At 73.9% G+C, this 25,136-nt stretch carries 21 protein-coding genes; 12 read left to right on the top strand and 9 right to left on the bottom strand.

Going from position 1 to position 25,136, the window contains the following annotated elements; all coding sequences use genetic code 11:
* Positions 1 to 4: 4 nt before the first annotated feature.
* A complete protein-coding gene (locus ACFV1L_RS33405) occupies positions 5 to 1,675 on the bottom strand; it encodes an LCP family protein (protein ID WP_380373276.1) in 1,671 nt (556 codons plus the stop codon).
* A 180-nt stretch (positions 1,676 to 1,855) separates the two neighbouring features.
* Positions 1,856 to 2,644, bottom strand: a complete 789-nt coding sequence (locus ACFV1L_RS33400) for a TIGR03089 family protein (protein ID WP_380373274.1) — start codon at positions 2,642 to 2,644, stop codon at positions 1,856 to 1,858.
* Between the two features lie 119 nt (positions 2,645 to 2,763).
* Here ACFV1L_RS33400 and ACFV1L_RS33395 point away from each other — a divergent pair, with 119 nt between their 5' ends.
* The gene (locus ACFV1L_RS33395) at positions 2,764 to 3,678 is read left to right on the top strand and encodes a DNA-3-methyladenine glycosylase family protein (RefSeq protein WP_380373273.1); all 915 of its coding nucleotides are present in this window, start codon (positions 2,764 to 2,766) and stop codon (positions 3,676 to 3,678) included.
* Between the two features lie 208 nt (positions 3,679 to 3,886).
* On the opposite strand, the gene ACFV1L_RS33390 is transcribed toward ACFV1L_RS33395, so the two are convergent.
* Genes ACFV1L_RS33390 through ACFV1L_RS33380 form a run of 3 tightly spaced genes read right to left on the bottom strand, consistent with a single transcriptional unit; the run spans position 3,887 to position 6,761 of the window.
* The gene (locus ACFV1L_RS33390) at positions 3,887 to 5,188 is read right to left on the bottom strand and encodes a coenzyme F420-0:L-glutamate ligase (RefSeq protein WP_380373272.1); all 1,302 of its coding nucleotides are present in this window, start codon (positions 5,186 to 5,188) and stop codon (positions 3,887 to 3,889) included.
* The gene (gene cofD / locus ACFV1L_RS33385; protein WP_380373270.1) at positions 5,185 to 6,156 is read right to left on the bottom strand and encodes a 2-phospho-L-lactate transferase; all 972 of its coding nucleotides are present in this window, start codon (positions 6,154 to 6,156) and stop codon (positions 5,185 to 5,187) included. The genes ACFV1L_RS33390 and cofD overlap by 4 nt, the downstream gene beginning before the upstream one ends.
* Positions 6,157 to 6,176: 20 nt before the next feature.
* Positions 6,177 to 6,761, bottom strand: a complete 585-nt coding sequence (locus ACFV1L_RS33380) for a cysteine dioxygenase (protein WP_380373268.1) — start codon at positions 6,759 to 6,761, stop codon at positions 6,177 to 6,179.
* A gap of 625 nt (positions 6,762 to 7,386) precedes the next feature.
* On the opposite strand from ACFV1L_RS33380, the gene ACFV1L_RS33375 reads away from it, so the two are divergent.
* The 3 genes from ACFV1L_RS33375 (at position 7,387) to ACFV1L_RS33365 (ending at position 13,354) form a co-directional block, all read left to right on the top strand.
* Positions 7,387 to 7,659 carry a WhiB family transcriptional regulator gene (locus tag ACFV1L_RS33375; protein WP_014136066.1) on the top strand — a complete coding sequence of 91 codons (273 nt, stop codon included), beginning with the start codon at positions 7,387 to 7,389 and terminating at the stop codon, positions 7,657 to 7,659.
* A gap of 196 nt (positions 7,660 to 7,855) precedes the next feature.
* A complete protein-coding gene (locus tag ACFV1L_RS33370) occupies positions 7,856 to 11,701 on the top strand; it encodes a glycosyltransferase (RefSeq protein ID WP_380373265.1) in 3,846 nt (1,281 codons plus the stop codon).
* A gap of 6 nt (positions 11,702 to 11,707) precedes the next feature.
* Complete coding sequence (locus tag ACFV1L_RS33365) at positions 11,708 to 13,354, top strand: DUF5719 family protein (protein ID WP_380373262.1); 1,647 nt, start codon at positions 11,708 to 11,710, stop codon at positions 13,352 to 13,354.
* 73 nt (positions 13,355 to 13,427) lie between these two features.
* On the opposite strand, the gene ACFV1L_RS33360 is transcribed toward ACFV1L_RS33365, so the two are convergent.
* Positions 13,428 to 13,874, bottom strand: coding sequence for a metallopeptidase family protein (locus ACFV1L_RS33360; RefSeq protein ID WP_084223612.1), 447 nt, complete (start codon positions 13,872 to 13,874; stop codon positions 13,428 to 13,430).
* A 34-nt stretch (positions 13,875 to 13,908) separates the two neighbouring features.
* Between ACFV1L_RS33360 and ACFV1L_RS33355 the strand changes: the two genes are divergently transcribed.
* The 6 genes from ACFV1L_RS33355 (at position 13,909) to ahcY (ending at position 20,064) form a co-directional block, all read left to right on the top strand.
* Entirely contained in the window at positions 13,909 to 14,367 is a 459-nt protein-coding gene (locus ACFV1L_RS33355) for a DUF3499 domain-containing protein (RefSeq protein ID WP_380373261.1), read from the top strand.
* A gap of 119 nt (positions 14,368 to 14,486) precedes the next feature.
* Positions 14,487 to 15,875 carry a phosphomannomutase/phosphoglucomutase gene (locus tag ACFV1L_RS33350; protein ID WP_380373299.1) on the top strand — a complete coding sequence of 463 codons (1,389 nt, stop codon included), beginning with the start codon at positions 14,487 to 14,489 and terminating at the stop codon, positions 15,873 to 15,875.
* Positions 15,876 to 16,002: 127 nt separating this feature from the next.
* On the top strand, positions 16,003 to 16,185 hold the full coding sequence (locus tag ACFV1L_RS33345; RefSeq protein ID WP_380373259.1) for a Trm112 family protein: 183 nt from the start codon (positions 16,003 to 16,005) through the stop codon (positions 16,183 to 16,185).
* A 33-nt stretch (positions 16,186 to 16,218) separates the two neighbouring features.
* Positions 16,219 to 17,385 (top strand): SIS domain-containing protein, encoded by a 1,167-nt coding sequence (locus tag ACFV1L_RS33340; protein WP_380373258.1) that lies wholly within the window; start codon positions 16,219 to 16,221, stop codon positions 17,383 to 17,385.
* Positions 17,386 to 17,454: 69 nt separating this feature from the next.
* The gene (locus tag ACFV1L_RS33335) at positions 17,455 to 18,429 is read left to right on the top strand and encodes a cation diffusion facilitator family transporter (RefSeq protein WP_380373256.1); all 975 of its coding nucleotides are present in this window, start codon (positions 17,455 to 17,457) and stop codon (positions 18,427 to 18,429) included.
* Positions 18,430 to 18,615: 186 nt separating this feature from the next.
* Entirely contained in the window at positions 18,616 to 20,064 is a 1,449-nt protein-coding gene (gene ahcY, locus ACFV1L_RS33330) for an adenosylhomocysteinase (RefSeq protein ID WP_380373254.1), read from the top strand.
* Positions 20,065 to 20,130: 66 nt separating this feature from the next.
* On the opposite strand, the gene ACFV1L_RS33325 is transcribed toward ahcY, so the two are convergent.
* Together ACFV1L_RS33325 and ACFV1L_RS33320 are read right to left on the bottom strand one after the other, a co-directional pair.
* Complete coding sequence (locus ACFV1L_RS33325) at positions 20,131 to 21,108, bottom strand: hypothetical protein (RefSeq protein WP_380373253.1); 978 nt, start codon at positions 21,106 to 21,108, stop codon at positions 20,131 to 20,133.
* A 14-nt stretch (positions 21,109 to 21,122) separates the two neighbouring features.
* Complete coding sequence (locus ACFV1L_RS33320; protein WP_380373251.1) at positions 21,123 to 21,635, bottom strand: SigE family RNA polymerase sigma factor; 513 nt, start codon at positions 21,633 to 21,635, stop codon at positions 21,123 to 21,125.
* A gap of 107 nt (positions 21,636 to 21,742) precedes the next feature.
* Here ACFV1L_RS33320 and ACFV1L_RS33315 point away from each other — a divergent pair, with 107 nt between their 5' ends.
* Positions 21,743 to 22,363, top strand: coding sequence for a hypothetical protein (locus ACFV1L_RS33315; RefSeq protein WP_380373250.1), 621 nt, complete (start codon positions 21,743 to 21,745; stop codon positions 22,361 to 22,363).
* Positions 22,364 to 22,387: 24 nt separating this feature from the next.
* Here the strand turns inward: ACFV1L_RS33315 and ACFV1L_RS33310 are convergent, their stop codons facing one another.
* Positions 22,388 to 23,488, bottom strand: a complete 1,101-nt coding sequence (locus ACFV1L_RS33310) for an RDD family protein (RefSeq protein WP_380373248.1) — start codon at positions 23,486 to 23,488, stop codon at positions 22,388 to 22,390.
* A gap of 240 nt (positions 23,489 to 23,728) precedes the next feature.
* Between ACFV1L_RS33310 and ACFV1L_RS33305 the strand changes: the two genes are divergently transcribed.
* Positions 23,729 to 24,733, top strand: coding sequence for a stage II sporulation protein M (locus ACFV1L_RS33305; RefSeq protein ID WP_380373246.1), 1,005 nt, complete (start codon positions 23,729 to 23,731; stop codon positions 24,731 to 24,733).
* Positions 24,734 to 25,136: the final 403 nt, after the last annotated feature.

The following is a 25,136-nucleotide window of genomic DNA, read 5'->3' as shown; positions in this document are numbered from 1 at the left end:
CCCGCTACTTCGCCTTCGACGCGCAGACCGCGGTGTCGTCCGCCTGGACCCGTTGCAGGTCCTTCGGCGCCTCCGTCGGCACCGCCGACGCCCCGGCCGAACCCGTGTAGTCGCCGCCCAGCACCACCGCCACGCCGTCCTTCGCGGACAGCCGGCTGCTCGCCTGCACCGCCGTCGCGGGCAGCCCCAGCGCCGCGGCCACCGCCTGCGCCCGGTCCTCCTGCCCCGCCGGGTACGACACCGTGCTGGCCTGGGCGGCATCGGTGTCGCGGGCGGTCGCGGCCAGCGCGAAGCCCTTCGCCTTCAGTGCCGACACCGCCTTCCCGGCCTGCCCGGACGTCCCGCTGCCGTTGCGGACCGTCACCTTCACCGACTTGGCGTCCACCTGCGGCGGCGCGGGCGCGCTGCTCGACGGCGCGGGCTCCGGCGCCTGCTGCTGCGGGACGTCGGTCAGCGAACGGTCGGCGGCGATCATCGCGAACAACTGCTGCGCGTCGCCCGGCTTGAGGATCAGGTGGTTGTTGTTCGTCGGGTCGTCCAGCACCGGCACCGTGGTGAAGGTGATGTTCTTGGTGTCCACCCGGGAGATGTCGAGCGCCAGGTCCTTCAGCTTGTTGACGTCGTCGATCGCGCTGTCCACGGTCAGCGCCTTGGTCGCCGCGTCCGCCAGGCTCCACAGCTTGGTCGGACTGGTCAGGGTGTCGCTGCTCTTCATCTTGCGGATCATCGAGCTGATGAACTGCTGCTGCAGCGGAATGCGCGTCAGGTCGCCGCCCAGTCCCACCGCGTGCCGGGTCCGGACGAACGCCAGCGCCTCCTCGCCCTGCACCACGTGCCGGCCCGCGGTCATCTTCAGGTGCGAGTACGGGTCGTCGATGTCGGTCGCCGCGCACACCTCGACGCCGCCGACCGCCGTGGACAGCGACTTCACCGCCTCGAAGTCGACCATCATGAAGTGGTTGATCCGGACGCCGGTCAGCTTCTCCACGGTCCGCCAGGTGCAGCCGGGGTCCCGGCCGTTCTGCCCCAGGCTGGTGTTGAACATCGCCCGCGCCTCGCCCGGGATCTTCTTGTCCCCGGTCCTGCACTCCGGAACGGTCACCATCAGGTCGCGCGGGATCGACAGCACCGTGGCGTTGCTGCGGTCCTTGGAGATGTGGAACAGCAGCGTGGTGTCGGCGTGCCCCGCCGAGCCCTCGTCGCCGTACTCCCGGCCCAGGCCCTCCCGGCTGTCGGTGCCGATCACCAGCAGGTTCAACGCGTCGTTGGTCGCCTGCGGGCGCTCCGACTCGTCGCCGACCTGGACCTTCACCGAGGAGATGTTCTTGTTGAAGTGCTGGTAGACGTAGTACGCGCCGCCGCAGCCCGCGATCAGCACCAGGCCCAGCGAGCCCGCCGTCCACTTCAGCACCCGCCGGCCCCGCACCACCCGGCCGCGCCGCCGCGCCGAACGCCCGCCGGCCGCCGCGGTCGCCCCGGCACCTGACCTCGCCGCGCCCGAGCGGGCAGCCCCCGACCGCCCCGCGCCCGGGCGGCGCTCGGCGGTCCGCCGGCCCGCGTCCAGGTCGAGCCGGAACTCGCCGGTCTCCGGGTCCAGCACCCACTGATCGGCGGGGTCGACGTCCGGCTGCCCAGAGTCGGCCGAGTCGCCCCGGTTCCGGTGTCCGCTGTTCATCCGGGCCACCCTAGACGAGCCCGACCCGCGAGCCACCCGGCTTGTGACCCCCGTCACCCGGCGGAGCGGCGGGAAACGACCACGGCGCGCCCCACCCGGACCACCCGCCGGGCGGCGCGCGCCGCCGCCGCACTCCACTGCCGCCGGCCCGGCCCTACCGGGCCGGGCCGACCGGGCAGGTCAGCCGAGGCGCACCGTCACCCGTTCGGAGTCGATCCGCTGCTGCCACTGCTCCTCCGTCAACTGCCCGGAGTTCCGGCACAGGACGACCGACGCCCCGGCCGCCAGCGGCGCCAGCAGGCCCGCCTCCAGACCAGACCAGTCGTCGAACGACAGCGTGGACAGCACCCGGCTGCCGGAGTCCAGGCCCAGCCGGGCCGCGCCCTCCCGGGCCAGCGCCACCGCCTGCTCGCCCGTCAGCTTCAGCGCCAGCCCGTCCACCGCCGTCTCCAGCGCCACCGCCTGCGGATCCACCGGCGAGTACGGGGCGAACCGGTCGCCCTGGCCGGGGACCTCCGCCGCGTAGTCCAGGAACCCGTCCGGCCGCTGCGGGAACCGGCCGCCCAACGGGCGCAGCGCCAGCGCCACCCGCTCCCCGGGGCACTCCTGCGCCGCCTCCAGACCGTCCGGACCCGACACCACCAGGTCCGCGTCCTTCGGCTCGCCGGCCGGCACCGCGACCACGCCCACCGACCAGCACGCGAGCAGCCACACCGCACTCTGCCAGTGCGCCGGCAGCAGCAGCGCCGCCCGGTCGTCCGGCGAGGCGTTCAGTTCGTCCTGCAACAGGTTGGCCGTCTTCGCCACCCAGTTGTCGAAGGTCTTCGCCGACAACTCCACCCGTTCCCCGGTCGAGTCGTCGTAGAAGGTCACCAGAGGGCGGGACGGATCGGCACCGGCCCCGGCGCGCAGGTAGGCCTGCAGCAGCTCGGCGGGGGTGCGGGCGTCGGCAGCGAAAAGCGCAGTCATGGTGCGGTCCAGCCTACGTCCTGCCCCCCGCCGGACGGGAGGGTGCCCGCCCGTCCGACGGCCGCGTCGCGTTACCCTCGCAGACGCCCCCCGCCGCCCGCACACCCGAGGAACACCCGATGCCGGAGCTGACCCGACAGTGGCGGCCCGGCTACCCGCTCGACCTCGGCCGGACCCTCTTCCCCCTGCAGCGCGGCACCGGCGATCCCGCCTTCCGGCGCGACCCCGACGGCACCGTCTGGCGCGCCTCCCGCACCCCGGACGGCCCCGGCACCCTGCGCATCCGGCCCCGCCTCGACGAGATCGCCGCCACCGCCTGGGGCCCCGGCGCGGGCTGGCTGCTCCACCAGCTCCCCGCCCTGCTCGGCGCCGAGGACGACCCGGCCGGCCTGGTCCTGCCGCCCGGCCCGCTCCGCGACGCCCAACGCACCTGCCCCGGGCTCCGGTTGACCCGCACCGGCCTGGTGCTGGAATCCCTCGTCCCGGCGATCCTCGAACAGAAGGTCACCACCGGCGAGGCGTACCGCGCCTGGCGCACCCTGCTCCGCGACTACGGCACGCCCGCCCCCGGCCCCGCCGCCGACCTCGGCATGCGGGTCGCCCCCGCCGCCCGCGACTGGTCCCTGATCCCCAGCTGGGCCTGGCACCGGGCCGGCGTCGACCCCAAGCGCTCCGCCACCGTCCAGCGCACCGTGCGGCTCGCCGCGAAGCTCGAAGCGGCCTCCGCGATGTCCTCCGCCGACGCGTTCGCCCGCCTCACCGCCGTCCCCGGCATCGGCCCCTGGACCGCCGCCGAGACCCTGCAGCGCAGCAACGGCGACGCGGACGCGGTCTCGGTCGGCGACTTCCACCTCCCCAACATCGTCGGCTGGGCCCTGGCCGGCCGGCCCCGCAGCGACGACGCCCAGATGCTCGGCCTGCTGGAGCCCTACCGCCCCCACCGCCACCGGCTCTGCCGCATCCTCCCGCTCACCGGCGCCCGCCCCCCCAAGTACGGGCCCCGCCTCACCCCGAACGACCACCGCAACAGGTAAGGGTGCGAAAGCAGGGGCCCTGCGAACGGCGAGAGCCCCGCCAGGGGCTCGGGGAACGGCGAGGCCGAGTCTGCGGAGGAGCAACAGGGCGCTGAGCGTTCCGCAGTTTCGGGTTCCCGCCGTAAGGCCCGCCCGCCGCAGCCATGGCCGACCGCTGTCTCCGGCCGCCGGCAACACGGCCTCGCCGTTCCCCGAGCCCCTGTCTTCTCTACCGTGTCGTCAGAAAGGCTTCGGCGGAGCGCGCCTGACGCTCCTTGGGAGCCTCCGCCGCCCGTCCGACGGCGATCGCCCCCATCGGGTCCCAGTCCGCCGGTAGCGCCAACGCCTCGCGGACCGTCTCGCGGCAGAACATCGTGGACGACACCCACGCCGACCCGTACCCCTCGCCGTTCAGGGTGACCAGCAGGTTCTGGACGGCCGCCCCGATCGCGACGGTGAACATCTCCCGCTCGGCCCCGGCACGCCGCGCGTCCGGGTAGTCGTGGGAGCCGTCCATCACCAGGCAGGGAATGACCAAGTACGGCGCGCCGCGCAGCACTTCGCCCCGGGCCGTGCGCCGCGCGATGCGCTCCTCGGACCAGCCGTCGAGCTCCCGCAGGTCCCGCCGCCAGGCGTCGAGCATCGCGTCCAGCAGGCGGACCCGGCTCTCCGCGGATTCCAGCAGCACGAACCGCCACGGAGTGGTGTGGTGCGGGGCGGGCGCGGTGACGGCGGCGGCGACGGCCCGCCGCACCGCGCCGCCGTCCACCGGTTCGTCGGTGAAGGCGCGGACGGTGCGCCGCAGGGTGACGGCCTCCCGGACCGCCTCCGAGGTGCCCAGCCGGAACATGTCCGACTCGGCGGCCCGGACCAGCGCGCGCGCCCCGTCGCCGTCGTCCTCGGTGACGAGGTGCGGCAGGCCGCGCACGACGGCCACCGGGGTGCCGGTGGCCTTGCCCTTCACCAGGTCGGCCGCGGCGGCGAGTTCGTCGGCGGTGGCGGTGACGGTCATGTGGAGTTCGTTGCCGTGGGTGTCGGTGCGCCCGCGGTGGTCGTCCAGCACGGTCAGTCCGGCGGCGCCGATGGCCACGTCGGTGAGCCCGCTGCGCCAGGGCCGTCCGAAGGTGTCGGTGATCAGGACGGCGAGCCGGCGGCCCGTCAGCTCCTGGAGCCGGGCGCGGATCCGGCTCGCCGAGCCGTCCGGGTCGACGGGCAGCAGCAGGACCGTTCCCGGGGCGGTGTTGGACGCGTCGACGCCGGCGGCGGCCATCACCAGGCCGTTGCGGTTCTCGACGATCCGGGTGCGGCCGCGGCGGGCGACCACCCGGACGGTCTCGGCGTCGATCGCGGCCTCCCGGTCGTCCGCGTGCAGCAGCCGGCCCTCGGCCTTGGAGACCACCTTGGAGGTGACCACCACGATGTCGCCGTCCGCGAACTCGGCGGCCTTGGCGATCAGTTCGGCGAGGTCGTCGCCGGCGGCGACCTCCGGGAGGCCGGTGACCGGCAGCAGCCGCAGGCCGTCGGCGGTCACGCGGCGACCTCGGCGGCCAGCGCGAGGGCGGTGCGGGCCATCTCGGCGGTGGCCTCGACGGAGCTCATCATCAGCGGCACGGCGCGGCAGGTGATGCCGGCGGCCTCCACCCGGGCCACCGCGTCGGCGTCGGAGCTGTCCACCAGCCAGCCGTCCAGCAGGCCGCCGGAGGCGCGGGAGCCGTAGTGCTCGGCGACGGCGGCGGCCGAGGTCTCCACGCCGACGGCGGCGAGCACCTTGTCGGCCATGCCGCGCACGGGCGCGCCGCCGACGATGGGGGAGAGGCCGACCACGGGGGCGCTCGTCCCGGCCACCGCCTCGCGGATGCCGGGGACGGCGAGGATCGTGCCGATCGACACCACCGGGTTCGACGGCGGCAGCAGCACCACGTCGGCCCCGGCGACGGCCTCCAGCACGCCGGGCGCGGGCTTCGCGGTGTCCGCGCCGACCGGGACGATCGCCTCGGCGTCGACGGCGGCGTGCAGCCGCACCCAGTACTCCTGGAAGTGCACCACCCGCGGCCCGTCCGCGTCGGTGATCCGGACGTGCGTCTCCACCCGGTCGTCGCTCATCGGCAGCAGCCGCACGCCGGGCTGCCAGCGGGCGCACAGCGCCTCGGTGACGGCGGACAGCGGGTAGCCGGCGGCGAGCATCTGGGTGCGGACGATGTGGGTGGCGAAGTCCCGGTCGCCGAGCCCGAACCATTCGGGGCCGACGCCGTAGGCCTTCATCTCCTCCTTGATCGACCAGGTCTCGTCGGTGCGGCCCCAGCCCTGTTCCTCGTGGATGCCACCGCCGAGGGTGTACATCACGGTGTCCAGGTCGGGGCAGACCTTCAGCCCGTACAGGTGGATGTCGTCGCCGGTGTTCCCGATCACGGTGATCTCGTCCCCGGGGGAGACCGCCGCCCGCAGTCCGCGCAGGAACCTGGCCCCGCCGATCCCACCCGCCAGTGCAGTGATTCGCATGGCCTCATCCTGCCAGCGCGTCAGCGCACTCCGTGACGCTGCCGCTCCGCCGGGGCCGCGTACTGGTTCATCTCGACCAGGCCGGGCGTGTACAGGTGGACGGAGACGGCGGGCTCCAGCGAGGCGTTGACCATCTCGTGCAGGTGGCCGGTGGCGAACACCCGCAGCCCGCCGGGGGTCAGCGCCCGGGAGCCCTCGCCGCCGGCCGTCAACGAGCGCTCGGTGAGCTCGCCCTGAAGGACCGTCATCACGCCGGTCGAGCGGCCGTGGTCGTGGAAGCCGCTGGACTGGCCGGGCAGCCAGCTGAGCAGCCACACCTCGTAGCCGGGGCCGGTCTCCAGGCGGGCGTACCAGCGGGTCAGCGCGTCGTACCGGACCAGCGGCTCCCAGCGCGCGCGGTCGGCGGCGATCTCGCGGACCAGGCGGGCGTAGCCGGCGACGGTGGTGGGGTGCGCGGGCAGGTCGGTGCGGGCCAGGTGCGGGAAGGCCGTCGGGTCGCCCGCGATGGACACGTCGCTCAGGCCGTCGGTCCAGCGGGGGGCGGCGGCGGGGCGGGGGAGCTGCTTGCGGTCGCGGTTGCGCTTGCGGAAGCGGGGCATTCGCACGGGGTGACGTCCTCGTGGGTTCGGCTGGGAGTGGGATCAGCCGGATCCGCGGGAGCGTTCAGGGGGGACTGTCGCGCGGTTCGGCCTCTGTTCCGGGGCGGCGCGCGGTGGGACGCGGGCGCCTAGATACAGCGGAGACAGCGGCGACAACACGAGGAGTTCACGGCAGCGCCGAGGAGCGCCTGGCGGCGCCGGTCGGCGGAGTGGGCCGGAAACTCTGACATAGGGGCAAGCAGACCGCAACCGACCCTCCAGTGTCAAGGCGCGGGTGCGGACATTCGGGTCACATCGCCCTGGAACCACCGGATCGGGCGATAAACGCCCAATCAGGTTTGGATGGGAAGATCGCCGGGAAGGGACGCCGTGAGCTCGCCCCGGACCGGCACGGTCGGGAGCGGCGGTGCGGCCTGACGGCAGGTCAGGAACCAGGCGCGATGTCCGGGTTGTCCGGATATGTACACTATTCGTAGTGGCTTGGTTCCGGGGAGTGAATCCTTGGCCCAATACCAGAGCTCGGCTTGACTGGGCCAGAGTGACGCAACTGTAATTTCCCTCGTGTCGTTCCGCCGCACCGGCAACGGCAACACCACGGGGACGCCAAGAGGGGCAGAGGAGGCGCGCCAGAATGAGCGAGCTCTTTGAGCTGTTGATCGGTGAGGGCATCGAGGAAGACGAAGAGGAACTCGGCTGGCAGGAGCGCGCGTTGTGCGCCCAGACCGACCCCGAGTCGTTCTTCCCCGAGAAGGGCGGATCCACCCGGGAGGCCAAGAAGGTCTGCCTGGCGTGCGAGGTCCGCGCCGAGTGCCTCGAGTACGCCCTCGCCAACGACGAGCGGTTCGGCATCTGGGGCGGCCTTTCCGAGCGCGAACGCCGCCGCCTGAAGAAGAGCGCGGTCTGACCTCCCCCGCAGACCTCACCCGTGTCGGCGCCTCACCACCAGGTGGGGCGCTTTCGCATTCCCGCAACACCCGTGCGGGCGGCCCCGATACCCGCTGCACCGTCTCTTCACACCACCCGGGACAACCCGACCACCCGGAGCCGTTAGTGTGGTGCGTCATCTGCCGTCAAACCCGAACCGGTGGTCCGCGCACCCGATGACTGTCTACAGCCACCAGAGCGGCTTCTCCGCTGCCAGGCCGCCCGCCTACCCGCGCCATCTGGTCACCGCGGTGGTCGTCTCGCACGACGGCGCACGCTGGCTCCCCCAGGCGCTCGCCGGGCTGCTCGGCCAGGACCGGCAGGTGCAGCGCATCCTCGCCGTCGACACCGGCTCCACCGACAACTCCCCGCAGCTGCTCGCCGACACCCTCGGCGACTGGCTCCCCGACAGCGGCCCGCAGATCCTCGGCCGCCGCGTCGGCTTCGGCCGCGCCGTCGGCGAAGCCGTCTTCAACAGCCCGCCGCTGCGCCCCGAGGACCTCTCCTACAGCCTCGACCCGTCCGGCTACGACCCGGTCACCGGCGGCTGGGACGACTTCGGCGACCCCCTCGGGGCCGAGGACGACCTCGGCCGCGGCGGACCGCGCGAGACCCGCCCGGTCGAATGGCTCTGGCTGCTGCACGACGACTGCGAACCGCAGACCGACGCCCTGCGCCGACTGCTCCAGGTCGCCGACTCCACCCCGAGCGCCGCCGTGATCGGCCCCAAGCTCCGCTCCTGGTACGACCGCAGGCAGCTGCTCGAAGTCGGCGTCACCATCGCCCGCTCCGGCCGCCGCTGGACCGGACTCGACCGCCGCGAACAGGACCAGGGGCAGCACGACCAGGTCCGCCCGGTGCTCGCCGTCTCCACCGCCGGCATGCTGGTCCGCCGCGACGTCTTCGAGGAACTCGGCGGATTCGACCGGGCGTTGCCGCTGATGCGCGACGACGCCGACTTCTGCTGGCGGGTCAACGCGGCCGGCCACCGGGTGGTGGTCGCCCCCGACGCGGTGCTCCGGCACGCCGAGGCCGCCAGCCGCGAACGCCGCGCCATCGACTGCGCCTCCGCCCACCCGCACCGGGTCGACAAGGCCGGCGCCGTCTACACCCTGCTCGCCAACTCCAAGGGCGCGCTGTTCCCGTACGTCCTGCTCCGGCTGATCATCGGCACCCTGCTGCGGGTGATCGTCAACCTGGTCGGCAAGGACCCCCGCCAGGCGTACGACGAGATCGCCGGCCTCGGCCACGAACTGCTGCGCCTGCCACGGCTGATGGCCGCCCGCGCGCGCCGCCGCAAGACCCGCTCGGTCGACGCGCTCGACGACCGCACCCTGTTCCCGGCGCCCGGCGCCACCGTCCGCCTCGCGGTCGAGAACGTCGTCGGCTCGCTCGGCATCGGCGGCGCGGACGACGCCGGCGCCGGCCGGCACGGCTCCGTGGAGTCCGGCCCCGGCGACGACGACACCGACGACCTGGTGGTCGAACAGTTCGCGCTGCTCAAGAAGTTGGTGCGCCGACCCGCCCCGGTGCTGTTCGCCGCCCTGCTGCTGTTCGCGCTCGTCGCCTGCCGCGACCTGATCGGCTCCGGCTACCTGCAGGGCGGCGCCCTGCTGCCCGCCGGCGAGGGCGCGGCCGGCCTGTGGAACATGTTCGCCGACCCCTGGCACCCCGTCGGCACCGGCTCCACCGCCACCGCCCCGCCCTACCTCGGCGTGCTGGCCATCCTGTCCTGGATGCTGTTCGGCCACGCCGACCTGGCGCTCACCCTGATCGTGGTGCTGTCCGTGCCGCTCGCCGCGGTCAGCGCCTACCTGGTCTCCCGGCCGCTGATCGCCTCCAAGCTGGTCCGCGCCTGGGCCAGCGCCACCTACGCGCTGCTGCCCGCCGCCATGGGCGCGCTCGCCCAGGGCCGGATCGGCACCGCCGTGCTCGCCGTGCTGCTGCCCCCGCTGGCCCGCGCCGCGGCGATCACCGCCGGCCTCGGCATCCGCAAGGAGACCGCCGCCAAGGGCGCCCGCCCCGGTTGGCGCTCCGCCTGGATGACCGTGCTGATGCTCACCGTCAGCACCGCGTTCGTCCCGCTCACCTGGGCCATAGCGGTACCGCTGTGCGTGGCCGCGCTGGTCCACGCGGTGATCCGCGGCGGCGCGTTCGGCTCCGGCGTGCAGGCCGTGCGGCTGCTCGGCCTGCGCATCGCGGTGATCCTCGGCGTGCCCGTGCTGGTGCTCGCCCCCTGGTCGATCGAGGTGCTCACCCACCCGTCCCGGCTGCTGCTGGAGGCCGGCGTCCCCGGCTTCAGCGGCCCCGCCGCCGACCCGCTCGGCCTGGTGCTGGTCAACCCCGGCGGCGCCGGCGTGCCCCCGGTGTGGCTGTCGGCCGGCGTGGTGCTGTCCGCGCTCGCCGCCCTGCTGCGCGCCGACCGCCGCCGCGCCGTCCTCGCCGCCTGGGGCGCGGCCGCCGCCGGACTGGTCTTCTCGGTCGTGGTGGCCGGCACCGCCGTCACCCCCGCCTCCGGCGGGCCCGACACCGCCGCCTGGGCCGGCCCCGCCACCCTGCTGGCCGGTGTCGCGCTGCTCGCCGCCGCCTCGATCGGCGCCGACGGCGCGAACGCCCGCGTCTCCGGCATCGCGTTCGGCTGGCGCCAGCCGGTCGCCGCGCTGGTGCTCGCCGCCGCGGTGCTCGCCCCGGTCGGCACCGCCGCCTGGTGGGCGATCACCGGCGCCGACGGCCCGCTGCGGCGCGGCGCCGCCGCGCAGGTCCCGGCGTTCATCGCGGAGGCCGGCGACACCACCGACCGCTCCCGCACCCTGATGGTCACCGGCGACGCCGACGGCAGCTCCGTCCGCTACGCGCTGGTCCGCGGCGCGGGCCTGACGACCGGTCAGGCCGAGGGCACCGTGGACGCCGCCGCCGACGGGCGGACCGGCGAGCTCACCGCCAAACTGCTGGCCGGCTCCGGCGGCGACCTGGCCCGCACCCTGGCCGGCTACGGCATCAGCTACCTCCAGGTCAAGGACCCGGTGCTCGGCAGGGTCCGCGACGTCCTCGACACCACGCCCGGCGTGATCCGGCTCAGCCTCGACAACGGCGTCGGCCTCTGGCAGATCTCCTCCGTCCCCGGCACCCGGGCCCAGATCGTCAGCCCGGGCGCCGTCCCGGTGGTCGTCCCGTCCGGCGCGCACGACATCTGGACCACCGTCCCGGCCGGTCCGGCCGGCCGGCAGCTGCGGCTCGCCGAACAGGCCGACCCGGCCTGGCAGGCCACCCTGAACGGCAAGCCGCTGACCGCCGTCACCCTGGACGGCTGGGCGCAGGGCTTCGAACTCCCCGCCGAGGGCGGCCGGCTGGACGTCACCCGCACCGGCAGCATCGTGCACACCGCCTGGGTCTGGGGGCAGCTCGCGCTCGGCGCGGTCGTGCTGGTGCTCGCCCTGCCGGGCCGCCGCAACCACAACGACGACGACCTGCCGGAGGAGGTGGTCGCCGCCCAGGCGCTGGCCGCCGCCAGCCAGGCGCAGGCCCCCGCCCCCGGCAGCCGCCGGGCCCGCCGCCTCGCCGAACGCGGCGAGGGCGAGGGCGAGGACCCGCAGTCCGAGCCCGGCGTCTACACCACCGGCATCCCGGCCCAGCAGGCCGGCGACCCCGAGCCGGCCCCGGCCTACCAGGCCGAGCCCGAGCAGTTCGCCGACCCGTACCAGGCCGACCCCTACCAGGCGGACCCGTACCAGCAGCAGGGCTACCAGTCCGACGGCTACGGCTACGACTACACCCAGCAGCAGCCGGTCGGCGCGCCCTACCAGGGCGAGAACTACGACCAGTACGGCCAGCAGCAGCCCGGCTACGGCTACGACAACCCGCCCGCGCAGGGCTGGACCGACCCGTACGCCGCCGGCTACCCGCAGCAGGACGGGCAGCAGCAGCCGTGGCTGCCCGAACAGCAGCAGCCCACCACCTACTACGACCCCAACGACCCCTACGGCGGCGGCCACCACCCGCAGCGGCCCGGGACGGGGAGCTGACCCGCGATGAAGAAGCCCACCCTGAAGGCCCCCAAGCTGAAGGCCCCCGACCTGAGCGCGGTGGCCGGCGGCAGCCGCACCGGCCAGTCGCTGCTGGCCGGAGTCGCCGTGCTCGGCCTGGTGTTCGGCATCGCCGAACTGCGCGCCCCGGTCGCCCCGGCGGCCGGCGCGGCCGGGAAGCGCACCACCGCGCAGGTCGAACGCACCGCGCTGGTCTGCCCGCCGCCGCTGCAGGGCGCCGTCGGCTCCACCAGCCTGACGCTGTTCAGTCCGGAGGGCGGCAGCGGCAGCACCGGCACCGGCGTGCTCGGCGACGCCACGCCCGACAACGTGCTGGCCGCGCAGAACCCGGTCCAGCCCGCCCCGAGCGCCTCCGGCCAGCCGTCCGGCCAGCCCTCGGGCCAGCCGTCCGGCGCGCCGTCGCCCGGGGCCAAGCCCGCGCCGGTGCTGGACGCCCGCGTCTCGCTCGCCAAGCCCGGCGTCCCGGTCACCGGGCCGGCCGCCAACAACGACACCGCACCCGGCACCTTCGCGATCGCCACCGGCAACCTCGCCCCCGGCTTCACCGCCACCCAGACCACCACCTCCGAGCAGGGCTCCGCCTCGATGTCCGGCGCCCGCTGCGCGCCCTCCGGCACCAGCTTCTGGTTCGCCGGCGCCAGCACCGCCGGCGACCGGGTCGACTACGTCACCCTGGTCAACGCCGACAGCCTGCCCGCCGTGGTCGACCTGCGGCTGTACGGCGACAAGGGCCTGATCGAGAACGAGCTGGCCACCGGCATAGCGCTCGCCCCCGGCACCTCGCAGCAGGTGCTGCTCAGCGGCCTGAGCAAGGGCCAGGTCGGCGACCTGGCCGTGCACGTGGTCGCCCGCAGCGGCCGGATCGGCGCGGGCGTGCACGCCCGCGACGGCGGCCGGGGCGCCGACTGGCTGGAGCCGTCCGCCGACCCCGCCGCCTCCGTCATCGTCCCGGGCATCCCCGCGGACGTCACCACCGCCCACCTGGTGGTGGCCACCGACTCCCCGGACGACGCCGACCTGAAGGTCCAACTGTCCGGCAAGAACGGCTGGTTCACGCCCGCCGGCAAGGAGTCCATCCACGTCAAGGCCGGCATGACCGCCGCCCTGGACTTCCAGTTCACGCCGGAGACCCGGGACGGCGCCAGCGCGATCCGGCTCACCCCGTCCGACCCCGCGCACGCCACTCCGGTGGTGGCCGGGCTGCGGGTCGACCGGGAGAACAAGGGCAAGACCGAGGCCGCCTGGCTGGCCGCCGGCACCCCCGCGGGCGCCCGGGCCTCGATCGCCGACAACCGCGGCGGCCAGACCGTCCTGCTGCTGACCGCCACCGACGCGGACGCCAAGGTCAAGGTCACCTCCTCGGCCGGCGCGGCCGGCGGCACCCCCGCGAGCAAGGAGGTGCCCGTCCCGGCCGGCGCCACCGTCGCCGTGGACGGCATCGACCCGGCCGGCCTGAACGGCCCGTACGCGCTCACCGTGGAGACCGTCAGCGGCGGACCGGTGCTGGCGACCCGTCAGCTGGCCGCCGGCGTCCGGGACGTCCCCACCTTCACCATCCAGCAGCTGCGCGACGACCGGGCCACCGTGCAGGTGCCGCAGGTCGCCGGCGACCCCGGCGTGGTGCTGAAGTAGCGCGGCACGCGGACGGGCCCCGGGGAGGCGTTCCCCGGGGCCCGTTCGCGTCGTGCGGGCGGGACGGGCCCGCCTACTCCTCGCCGTACCGCGGGTCGATCGCGTCCGGCGACAGCCCGAGCAGCTCCGCGACCTGCTCGATCAGGATCTCGTGGACCAGCGCCGCCCGGTCCTCCTTCGACTTGGCGCGGATCTCCACCGGCCGCCGGTAGACCAGGATCCGGCTCCGCCGCCCCTTCGCCGCGGGAATCACCCGCCCGAGCGGCACCCCGTCCGGCTCCGGCTCACCCTTGACGGGCAGCGGGACCTCCAGGACGGCGAACTCCACGTCCTCCAACTGGGGCCAGCGCCGCATCAGCCGCTCCATCGACTCCCGCACGTAGTCGTCGAAGAGCTCGGAGCGGGTCAGCGAGATGGGCACCTGCGGCGGGGCCAGCGGTCCGCGCAGGCCGCGACCGTGCCGGTCGCGGTGCCTGCGGCGACCGGGACCCGGCGGGGACGAGGGTGTCGAGCTGTCCATAGCAGTGTCGAGCGTAGTCCCTGGATGCCCGGAAGTGGACCACTCAAGCACGGCGCGTGACGGCTCCGGGACACGCGAGCCGGGGGCGGGTCTTCGCGGGCCGGTCCCACTTGCGGTACCGTCCACCCTCGTGAGCTCTGTACGTCGTTGTTCGCGGACCGCGTGCGGCCGTCCGGCCGTGGCGACGCTGACGTACGTCTACGCGGACTCCACCGCGGTCCTCGGCCCGCTCGCGACGTACGCCGAACCGCACTGCTACGACCTGTGCGCCGAGCACGCCGAGCGCCTCACCGCCCCGCGCGGCTGGGAGGTGGTCCGGCTGGCCGCCGAGGCCGGCCCGCTGCGGCGCAGCAGCGACGACCTGGAGGCGCTGGCCAACGCGGTGCGGGAGGCCGCCCGCCCCCAGCAGCGGACGCCGCGTCAGGGCCCGCCTCCGGACGGCGAGTCCGGCCGCCGCGGCCACCTCCGGGTGCTGCGCTCCCCGGACAACTGACCGCACCCGCCCCGGGCCGACACCTGCGCTTCCCCCGGGCCGGGTACGCTGCCCCTCTGCGGCTCGGACGGCGCGTCCGGCATGCGCGCAGCACATCGCAGCACACACACGGGAGCATTCTGGTGCGGGACCTCAAGCAGCTTGTGAAGGCGTACGACGTCCGGGGCGTCGTGCCGGACCAGTGGGACGAGTCGCTGGCGTACGCCTTCGGTGCGGCCTTCGTCGAGGTGATCGGCGGCAACGCCGTCGTGGTCGGCCACGACATGCGCCCGTCCTCGCCGTCGCTGTCCCGCGCGTTCGCCGAGGGCGCCGCCTCCCGCGGCGCCGACGTCGTCGAGATCGGCCTGTGCTCGACCGACCAGCTGTACTACGCCAGCGGCAGCCTGGACCTGCCCGGCGCGATGTTCACCGCCTCGCACAACCCGGCCCAGTACAACGGCATCAAGCTGTGCCGCGCCGGCGCCGCCCCGGTCGGCCAGGACACCGGCCTGGCCGACATCCGCGAGCTGGTCGAGTCCTGGCTGGACGAGGACGGCAAGGTGCACGTCCCCGCCTCCGACGCCGCCACCGGCACGCTGTCCGCCAAGGAGACCCTGGACGGCTACGCGGCCCACCTGCTGAAGCTGGTCGACCTGACCGCGATCCGCCCGCTGAAGGTCGCCGTCGACGCGGGCAACGGCATGGGCGGCCACACCGTGCCCACCGTCTTCGCCGGCCTCCCGCTGGACGTCGTCCCGATGTACTTCGAGCTCGACGGCACCTTCCCCAACCACGAGGCCAACCCGCTGGACCCGGCCAACCTGGTCGACCTGCAGGCCAAGGTCCGCGAGGTCGGCGCCGACATCGGCCTGGCCTTCGACGGCGACGCCGACCGCTGCTTCGTCATCGACGAGAACGGCGACCCGGTCTCCCCGTCCGCCATCACCGCCCTGGTCGCCGAGCGCGAGATCGCCCGCGCCCAGGCCGCCGGCGAGGCGCAGCCGACCATCATCCACAACCTGATCACCTCGTGGACCGTCCCCGAGGTCGTCCGCGACCGCGGCGGCGTCCCGGTCCGCACCCGGGTCGGCCACTCGTTCATCAAGCAGGAGATGGCCGTCACCGACGCGGTGTTCGGCGGCGAGCACTCCGCGCACTACTACTTCCGCGACTTCTGGCGGGCCGACACCGGCATGCTGGCCGCGCTGCACGTGCTGGCCGCCCTCGGCGGGCAGGACGGCCCGCTGTCCGCGCTCACCGAGCAGTACAACCGGTACGCCGCCTCCGGCGAGATCAACTCCACCGTCGCCGACCAGGCCGCCGCCACCGAGAAGGTCCGCGCCGCCTACGCCGGCCAGGACGGCGTCACCGTCGACGAGCTGGACGGCCTCACCGTGGCCGGCCCCGACTGGTGGTTCAACCTGCGCGCCTCCAACACCGAGCCGCTGCTGCGCCTGAACGCCGAGGCCAAGGACCCGGCGAAGATGGCCGAGCTGCGGGACGGCGTGCTGGCCATCGTGCGGGCCTGACCGCACGGGTCAGCCAGCCGCTGACTTTTCGGGTGCCCCGGCCGGTAGGGTTGCCACCGGCCGGGGTACTGCTGTGTCACCGGCCGTCCGTACCGCGACAGCCCCACAGATCCGGAGCCCGACCACCATGAGCCTGCCGTCCTTCCTGCTGGAGATCCTGGTCTGCCCGGAGTGCCGCGCGCCGCTCGCCGAGGAGATCCAGGACGACACCCACGAGCTGCGCTGCACCGGCGCCGGCTGCGGCCTGGTGTACCCGGTGCGCGACGGCATCCCGGTCCTGCTGGTGGACGAGGCCCGCCGCCCGTCCTGACCCTGCCCCGCCAGTCGCTGGAGGCCAGCCGCCATGTTCGACGACTCCCTGCTGGACGACCCGGCCGCCCTGCAGCGCGCCGACCGCCGACGTGAACTGCTGTCCCTGGCCGGCGCGGGCGCCCGGATCCGGGTCGCGCTGCGCCGCGCCGACGCGGCCGGCGTCAACGCGCTCAACCCGGAGGGTCGCCCCCGCGCGGTGCTGGTCGCCGGACACGGCGGCGTGCTGACCGCCGCCGCCGTGCTCGCCGCGCTGGCCGTGCCCAGCTGCCAGGTGTGGCCGCTGCCGCCGGCCGACGCCCGCCCCGCCGGACCGGCCTTCACCGACGGCGAGTCCTGGCAACTGCCCGGCTGGGCCGGCCCGTTGGACCTGGTGGTGCTGGCCAGCGCGGGCGGCCGCGAGGGCGGCATGATCAACCTCGCCGAGCAGGCGTACTCGCGCGGCTGCGCGATCGCGGTGATCGCCCCGGACGGCTCGGAGCTGGCCGAGGCCGCCCTCCAGGTCCGCGGCCTGCCGCTGCCGTTCGAGCCGAGCGCGGTGGAACCGGACGGCGCCGACGCCGAACCCGACCTGCCCGCCGAGGACCCGGCCGCCCTGTGGGCGGTGCTCGCCCCGCTGCTCACCCTCGCCGACCGGATCGGCGTCGCCCCGTTGGCCCCCGGCGCACTGGAGGCCGCCGCCGACCGGCTGGACGAGGTCGCGGTGCGCTGCCGGCCCGACGCCCAGGCGTACGACAACCCGGCCAAGACGCTGGCGGGCCAGCTCGCCGAGACCGTCCCGCTGCTGTGGTCCGACGGCGCGCCGGCCGCCGCGGCGGGGGAGCGGTTCGCCGCCGCCCTCGCCGACCGGGCCGGCCTGCCCGCGCTGACCGCCCGCCTCCCGCAGGCGCTGACCGCGCACCGCGGCATGTTCAACGGCCGGCTCGGTGCCGGCGCCGACCCCGACGACTTCTTCCGGGACCGGGTCGACGAGCCGGTGCCGCTCCAGCTCCAGGTGCTGATGCTCCGTCACACGCCGGGCGTCGCCGAGCTGGAGGAGCCGGCCTGGCCGGTCGCCCGGGCCCGCCGCCTGGCGGCCGCCCACGAGGTGCGGATCACCGAGCACGCCTCCAGCCTGGAGGACCCGCTGCAGGCCCTGGCCGAACTGATCGGCCTCACCGACTTCGCCGCCGTGTACCTGGGCCTGGCCACGAGGAACTGACACGGTATCGTCCCCTCTCGTCAACCAAGGCCCGGCAAAGTCCGGGCCCGCGCGGAGGGAAGTACCGGGTTGAGTACCGAAGGCGGCACCAAGGCACTGGTCGCGGCACTGTCCGCGAACGTCGGGATCGCGCTCAGCAAGTTCGTGGCGTTCGCCTTCTCCGGCTCGTCCTCGATGCTCGCCGAGGGCGTGCACTCGCTGGCCGACTCCGGCAACCAGGTGCTGCTGCTGGTCGGCGGCAAGCGCTCGCAGCGCGCCGCCACCGAGGAGCACCCGTTCGGCTACGGCCGCGAGCGGTACGTCTACGGCTTCCTGGTCTCCATCGTGCTGTTCAGCATCGGCGGCATGTTCGCCATCTACGAGGGCTGGGAGAAGATCGCCCACCCGCACGAGCTGGAGAACTGGTACTGGCCGGTCGGCGTGCTGGTGTTCGCCATCCTGCTGGAGGGCTACTCCTTCCTGACCGCCTTCCGCGAGGCGTCCAAGGCCAAGGGCCGGTACGGCTGGGCCTCGTACATCCGCCGCGCCAAGGCCCCCGAGCTGCCGGTGGTGCTGCTGGAGGACACCGGCGCGCTGATCGGCCTGGTGCTGGCGCTGATCGGCGTCGGCCTGACCGTCGCCACCGGCGACGGCGTCTGGGACGGCGCGGGCACCCTGGCGATCGGCGTGCTGCTGGTGGTCATCGCCCTGGTGCTGGCCCTGGAGACCAAGTCGCTGCTGATCGGCGAGTCCGCCGACGCCGAGGTGGTCGCGCAGATCCGCGACGCCCTGGTCGACCACGACACCGTCACCGGCGTGATCCACATGCGCACCCTGCACGTCGGCCCCGAGGAGCTGCTGGTCGCCGCGAAGATCGGCGTCAACGCCGAGGACAGCGCCGCGATGGTCTCCGAGGCGATCGACCTGGCCGAGGCCCGGGTCCGGAGGGCGGTGCCGATCGCCCGCGCCATCTACCTGGAGCCGGACATCTGGTCCGAGGAGAAGGCGCTGGCCGGCCCGGACGCCGACGCCACTCCGGGCGGTCCGGGCCGGAACGCCCACTGACCCGCGCCCGAGCGGTGTAGATTCGTCAGCAGTGCCAAACGTCGCTGCTGATGGCGGTCGATCGGAGCGGGGCTCCGGTCGAGGGAGAGAGGTCCTCCGACGGATTGTGCCGCAGCAGAGGGCCGCCACCGCGCCCCTCTGCCGCCCAGCACACCCGTAAGCAGGCCCATGCAGCGAGGAGTTCGCATGTCCACCCAGCCCGCCGGTGACTTCAAGGTCGCCGACCTCTCCCTGGCCCCGTTCGGTCGCAAGGAGATCCAGCTCGCCGAGCACGAGATGCCCGGCCTGATGGCGATCCGCGCCGAGTACGCCGCCTCCCAGCCGCTCGCGGGCGCCCGCATCACCGGCTCGCTGCACATGACCGTGCAGACCGCCGTGCTGATCGAGACCCTCACCGCCCTCGGCGCCGAGGTCCGCTGGTGCTCCTGCAACATCTTCTCCACCCAGGACCACGCCGCCGCCGCCATCGCGGTCGGCCCGAACGGCACCCCCGAGGACCCGCAGGGCGTCCCGGTCTTCGCCTGGAAGGGCGAGACCCTGGAGGAGTACTGGTGGTGCACCGAGCAGGCGCTGACCTGGCCGAACGGCCAGACCCCCAACATGATCCTGGACGACGGCGGTGACGCCACCCTGCTGATCCACAAGGGCGTCGAGTTCGAGAAGGCCGGCGCCGCGCCGTCCCCCGACACCGCGGACAACGACGAGTTCCGGATCATCCTGGAACTGCTCAACCGCACCCTGGTCGAGACCCCGCAGAAGTGGACCGAGGTCGCCGCCACCATCAAGGGCGTCACCGAGGAGACCACCACCGGCGTCCACCGCCTGTACGAGATGCACCGCGACGGCAAGCTGCTGTTCCCGGCCATCAACGTCAACGACTCGGTCACCAAGTCGAAGTTCGACAACAAGTACGGCTGCCGCCACTCGCTGATCGACGGCATCAACCGCGCCACCGACGTCCTGATCGGCGGCAAGGTCGCCGTCGTCTGCGGCTACGGCGACGTCGGCAAGGGCTGCGCCGAGTCGCTGCGCGGCCAGGGCGCCCGCGTCATCGTCACCGAGATCGACCCGATCTGCGCCCTGCAGGCCGCCATGGACGGCTACCAGGTCACCACGCTGGACGACGTCGTCGAGACCGCCGACATCTTCGTCACCACGACCGGCAACAAGGACATCATCCTGGCCTCGCACATGGCCCGGATGAAGCACCAGGCCATCGTCGGCAACATCGGCCACTTCGACAACGAGATCGACATGGCCGGCCTCGCCAAGCTCCCCGGCGTGGTGAAGACCGAGATCAAGCCGCAGGTCCACGAGTGGCGCAAGGCCGACGGCAAGACCATCATCGTGCTCTCCGAGGGCCGCCTGCTGAACCTCGGCAACGCGACCGGCCACCCGTCCTTCGTGATGTCCAACTCCTTCGCGAACCAGACCATCGCGCAGATCGAGCTGTTCACCAAGACCGAGCAGTACCCGGTCGGCGTCTACGTGCTGCCGAAGCACCTGGACGAGAAGGTCGCCCGCCTCCACCTCGACGCCCTCGGCGTCAAGCTCACCACCCTCACCCAGGAGCAGGCCGACTACATCGGCGTCCCGGTCGAGGGCCCGTACAAGGCGGAGCAGTACCGCTACTGACACCCCGTCACGCCGGTGCCCGGCACCCCCTTCCGCAGGGGGTGCCGGGCACCGGCGCGTTCCGGCCTACGGGAGGAGGACCGGGCTCCAGGTCCGCTCGTCCGTGCTGTGCGGCACCAGCCGGCCGAACCAGGCCTTCACGTCGTCCGCCGAGACCTGCCCCGACGGGCTGTCCGCCGTGAACGGCGCGGCGCACCACCACATGCCCTCACCGGTCGCGCACCGCCGCCAGGGCTGCGCAGGGTCCACGGGAAGGCTGCCCGACTCCGCCGAGATCGTCACCGTCGCGTTCTCCCGCGCCTTCACCTGCATGGCCAGCTGCCACGTGTCGGCACCGCGGACCGTCCGGCGGAAGTCCACCGAGATCACGTCCGACAGCGGCGTCGACGGATCCAGCGAGACCGGAACCGGCAGGACGAACCGGCCCACCTGCACTCCGGCGGCGATGCGCAACTGGGCCTCCTGCTCGGGCGCCCGGCTCCCCATGCCCCGCAGGGACAGCCAACGCCCGTCCGGCGCCTGGAACAGGAGCTCCAGCGCGGACCCGCCCTCCTCGGAGACCCAGTACGCCTTCCGGCCGTTGACGTCCGGCGCGGGCGTCCGCGCCGAGTTCGACCCGCCCTGCCCGGGCTGCCCGGACGGCTCCGACCACGGAAGCGGCCCCGGCGAGCCCAGCAACCACGACCGGTCGGACCCGGCGGGCGCGAGCACCCGGTCACCGAGCTCGGGATTCCAGTTGGCGTCGACCGCGGTCACGTCGTCGGGCAGCCACCCGAACCGCACGTGCATCGCCAACGGCGACCGGTCGGACCGGTCCGACCCGGTCTCCGCCGCAGCTCCCACCGGAGCGGGTCCGCCGCTGCCGTAGACCGTTCCCAGCGCCACCGACCCCAGCAGCACCGCCGCCACCCCTGCCGCAGCCGCCGTCCGCCACCGCCGCGCCCTCCGGCCGCGCCGCAGCGCCGACGCCGCACTCACCGCCGGCGCCGGTGCCGAGCTCTCCGCCGACATCACCAACTCGTCCAGGCGCGACGAGAGTTCCATTTCCCAATCCCCGCTCATGCTGCCGACCTCCCCTGTTGCCGCAGTGCCGCCGAGCGCCGCAGGGCCTCCAGCGCCCGCGAACTCTGGCTCTTCACATTTCCGTTGGAGCAGCCCAGCGCGGCTGCCGTCTGTTCGACCGTCAGGTCGCAGTAGTAACGCAGCACCACCGTGGCCCGCTGCCGCGGCGGCAGAGCCGCCAGCGCCTGCCGCAGATCCAGCGACACCGCCAGATCCGGACCCTCCGGCAGCGCCCCCTCAGGAGGCTGCGCGGCCGGCCTGGAACGCCGCCACCACGCCGTGCGCTGCTCCGCCAGGAACACGTTCACCAGCACCGTCCGGGCGTACCCCTCCGGGTTCTCCGCCCGGCTCACCCGCCCCCAGTTCAGGTACAGCTTGGTGATGGACTCCTGCACCAGGTCGTCCGCGCGATGCCAGTCGGCGCACAGCAGATACGCGACCCTCCGCAACCAGACCGCCCTGGAGGCCACGAACGCGGTGAACTCCTCGTCCCGCGTCGGCTCCGCCATCCGGTGCCCCCTCCTCCCAGTGGACCGGCGGCACGATCGCGCCGCCGACCCCCTGATGCGGCCCGCCCCCGAGAAGGTTGCACGGCGAATTACGTAGGCTTCCCCCCATGCCGAACGGCCGCTACTCCCTCCACGACCCGCACGACGGAACCCCGCTCGGCGAGGAACGCTTCCAATGCGCCCCCGGCCCCGCCGGCTGGCGCTACGTCGCCAAGAGCTACCGCCCCGACGGCACCGTCCTCGGCACCACCGACCTCACCCTGGACGCCCGCCACCGCCCGCTGCGCCTCGAACTCCGCAGCGGCGGCTGGCAAGTACGCGGCGGCGCACTCGACGGCGTGCACTGGGTCCGGGCCGCCGCCGACCCCGCCACCGCCACCGACGCCACCGAGGGGACCGACCGGGCGCACGCCTTCACCGGCGACTCACCCGCGTTCCTGATCGCCACCGCCCGACTGCTCGACCTCGCGCCCGGCACCGCCACCCGGATCCGCCTGGTCTCCTTCACCGGCCAGGCCCTCGCCCCCCGCACCCTCGACCAGAGCTGGCAGCTGCTCACCGTCGAGGACCACCCCACCGACACCGGCCCGCTCCCCGTCGAGCACTACCGGGTCACCGACCTCGAAACCGGCGAGATCCGCGACGTCCACCTCACCGGGGACGTGCTGCTCGCCGCCCCCGGCATCGAGCTCGAAGAACTCGACAGCCCGCCCAACCCCCGCCGCTGACACCCCCGTCCGCCACCGCCGCCGCTACGCGGGCGGCGCGAACCCCCCGCCGGCCGCCGGCTCCGCCGGGACGGCGGGCTTCTCCAACAGGGCGGGCTTCTCCAGCGGGGCAGGCGTCTCCGGCCGGGCGGCCTTCTCCGGCTGGGCGGGCGGTGCGACCGGAGCCGCCGCGGGCTGCGGCTGGGGCTGCGGGGCCGGGGCCTGCTCCGGCCGGGCCTGCTGCGGGACGCCGAGCACCCGCACCGGCTTCCCGTTCGGCTGCTGCGGCGGACCCGCAGGCACCCCACCCGCCACGACCGGGACGGGCTGCGCGGGCACCGGCGCGTACGCACCCGGCGCCGGCGCGTACCCCGCCGCGCCGAACTGCGCGGCCGCCCGCTCCCACTCGCGGCGCTGGCGCTCCATCGTCACCGCACCCAGGTACACCGTCGACGGCAGGCCGTGCGGCACCGGCCAGCCGATCCGGCCGGCCAGGTCCGCGGCCAGCCGGTCCGCCAGGCCGGCCATCACCGGCTGGTCCAACTCGTGCATCCGGCCCAGCAGCTGACGCATCGACAGCCACAGGCCGTCCGGCACCGCGGACAGGTCCAGCGCCACCAGGTCCGACCCCAGCACGTGCATCACCTGCGGCGGCACCGGCGGGATCATCCCGTGGTCCCGCGCGCTCTGCGGCAGCCGCTCCCGGATCACCAAGGTCCCCGCGAAGATGTCGCCCAGCCGGCGGCCCTGCTCCGAGAACAGCGACACCACCACGGCCGGCATCGCCAGCAGACCGAAGTCGATCACCCCCACCAGGCCGCGCACCAGCGCGTGCCGGAACCGGATCGGACCACCGTCCGTCCGCACCACCCGCAGGCCCAGCGCCGCCTTCCCCAGCGACCGGCCGTGCGACAGCGTCTCCACCATCACCGGCAGCAGCACCGTGAAGAACACCATCAGCGCGACCATGAACGCGTCCCCCGCCGCGCCCTCCATCGACGACAGCCCGAGGACCACCGCGATCCCGGCGAAGAAGTACGCCATCGTGTAGACCACCGCGTCCAGCAGCCGGGCCAGGGCCCGCGACGGCAACCTCGCCGTCCGCAGCCCCAGGACGACCGCCTCACCGGTCACCAGCTCGCTCACGCCACCCACCCGTTCCGCTCCGCGGCCCGTCGAACGACCCACCGCCGCGCGACCCGACCCCCTCGATCAACAGCGGCAAACATACGGCCGCCCACCCCCGCCCGGTAACCCCGGGCACCGCATCCGACATCCCCCGACACACCGTGCGCCGCCTCTGGCATGCTGAGCCCCGCACCGCCCCGGCCGCACACCAACCAGTGCCCGCCGTCCTGCCCCGCCGCGCACCCGGAGAGAGCCGCAATGGACCTGGACGTCTTCGTCGCCGCCCACCAGGCGGAATGGCACCGGCTGGAGACGCTCAGCGGCCGCCGCCGGCTCACCGGCGAGGAGTCGGACGAGCTGATCGCCCTCTACCAGCGGGCCACCAGCCACCTCGCCCAGGTCCAGGCCGCCGCCCCGCACCCCGGGCTGGAAGGACGCCTCACCGCACTCGTCGTCCGCGGCCGCAACGCCGTCGCCGGCGCCCGGAACTCCTCCTGGCGCGACGCCACCCGCTACTTCACCGTCAGCTTCCCCGCCGCGCTGTACCGCGCCCGCCGCTGGTGGCTCACCATCGGCCTGCTCTTCTTCCTCTCCACCGCACTGGTCGCCTGGTGGATCGGCACCCACCCCGAGGTCCGCGACGCCCTGATCCCGCCGGACGAACTGCACGAGCTCACCAAGCCCGGCGGCGAGTACGAGGCCTACTACACCGACCACCCCTCGGCGAACTTCGCCGCGAAGGTGTGGACCAACAACGCCTGGGTCGCCGCCTACTGCCTGATCTGCGCGGTCGTGCTCGGCCTCCCGGTGATCCTGATCCTCATCAGCAACATGATCAACCTCGCGGCCGGCATCGGACTGATGGCCTCCGCCGGCCGCCTCCCGCTCTTCCTCGGTCTGCTCATCCCGCACGGCCTGCTCGAACTCACCGCCGTCTTCGTCGCCGCCGGCCTCAGCCTCCGCCTCGGCTGGACCGTCATCGACCCCGGCCCCCGCACCCGCACCGTGGCCCTCGCCGAGGAAGGCCGCGCCGTCATCGGCTCCGTCATCGGCCTCACCGCCGTCCTCCTCGTCACCGGCATCATCGAAGGCTTCGTCAGCGGCTCCGCCCTTCCCACCTGGCTCCGGGTCGGCATGGGCCTCACCGTCGAAGCCCTCTTCCTCGTCTACGCCCTCGTCCTCGGCAAGCGCGCCGCCGCCCGCGGCGAGCTCGGCGACGTCGAGGCCGCCGACCGCACCGACCACCAGCCGATGGCCGCCTGACCTCGGCGGTCGCCGACGCGCGGTCATGGGAGCGGGTTCAAACCTGGTAGCCTGGTGATCACCCCGAGGGACCATTGACTTGATCTCTTCGGGTCAGTAGGTTTGAACGGTTGGGTGCGATTGGACATACAGTCCGCCCGAGCGTAGGGTCTACGACATCGCCGAAGCAGGGGCCGCATCCGAGAGGGTGCAGAAACCTCATCCGGCGAAAACCCCGAAGCAGAGCAGCGCAGAGCTTTTGATAAGGTCTGCAGCGAAGTCGAAGGAATTCCCACTCCAGCGGGAAGTGAAAATCGGAGCGAAAAACCTCTGATAAGCTGGAAACACGAAAGAACGAAGCGCCCGGAGGGTTCGCAGGAATGCGGCTCGAAGGAAGCGTCCGTTCCTTGAGAACTCAACAGCG

Source organism: Kitasatospora sp. NPDC059646, assembly GCF_042734615.1.
GTDB lineage: Bacteria > Actinomycetota > Actinomycetes > Streptomycetales > Streptomycetaceae > Kitasatospora.
This window is presented reverse-complemented; position numbering and strand designations above follow the sequence as displayed.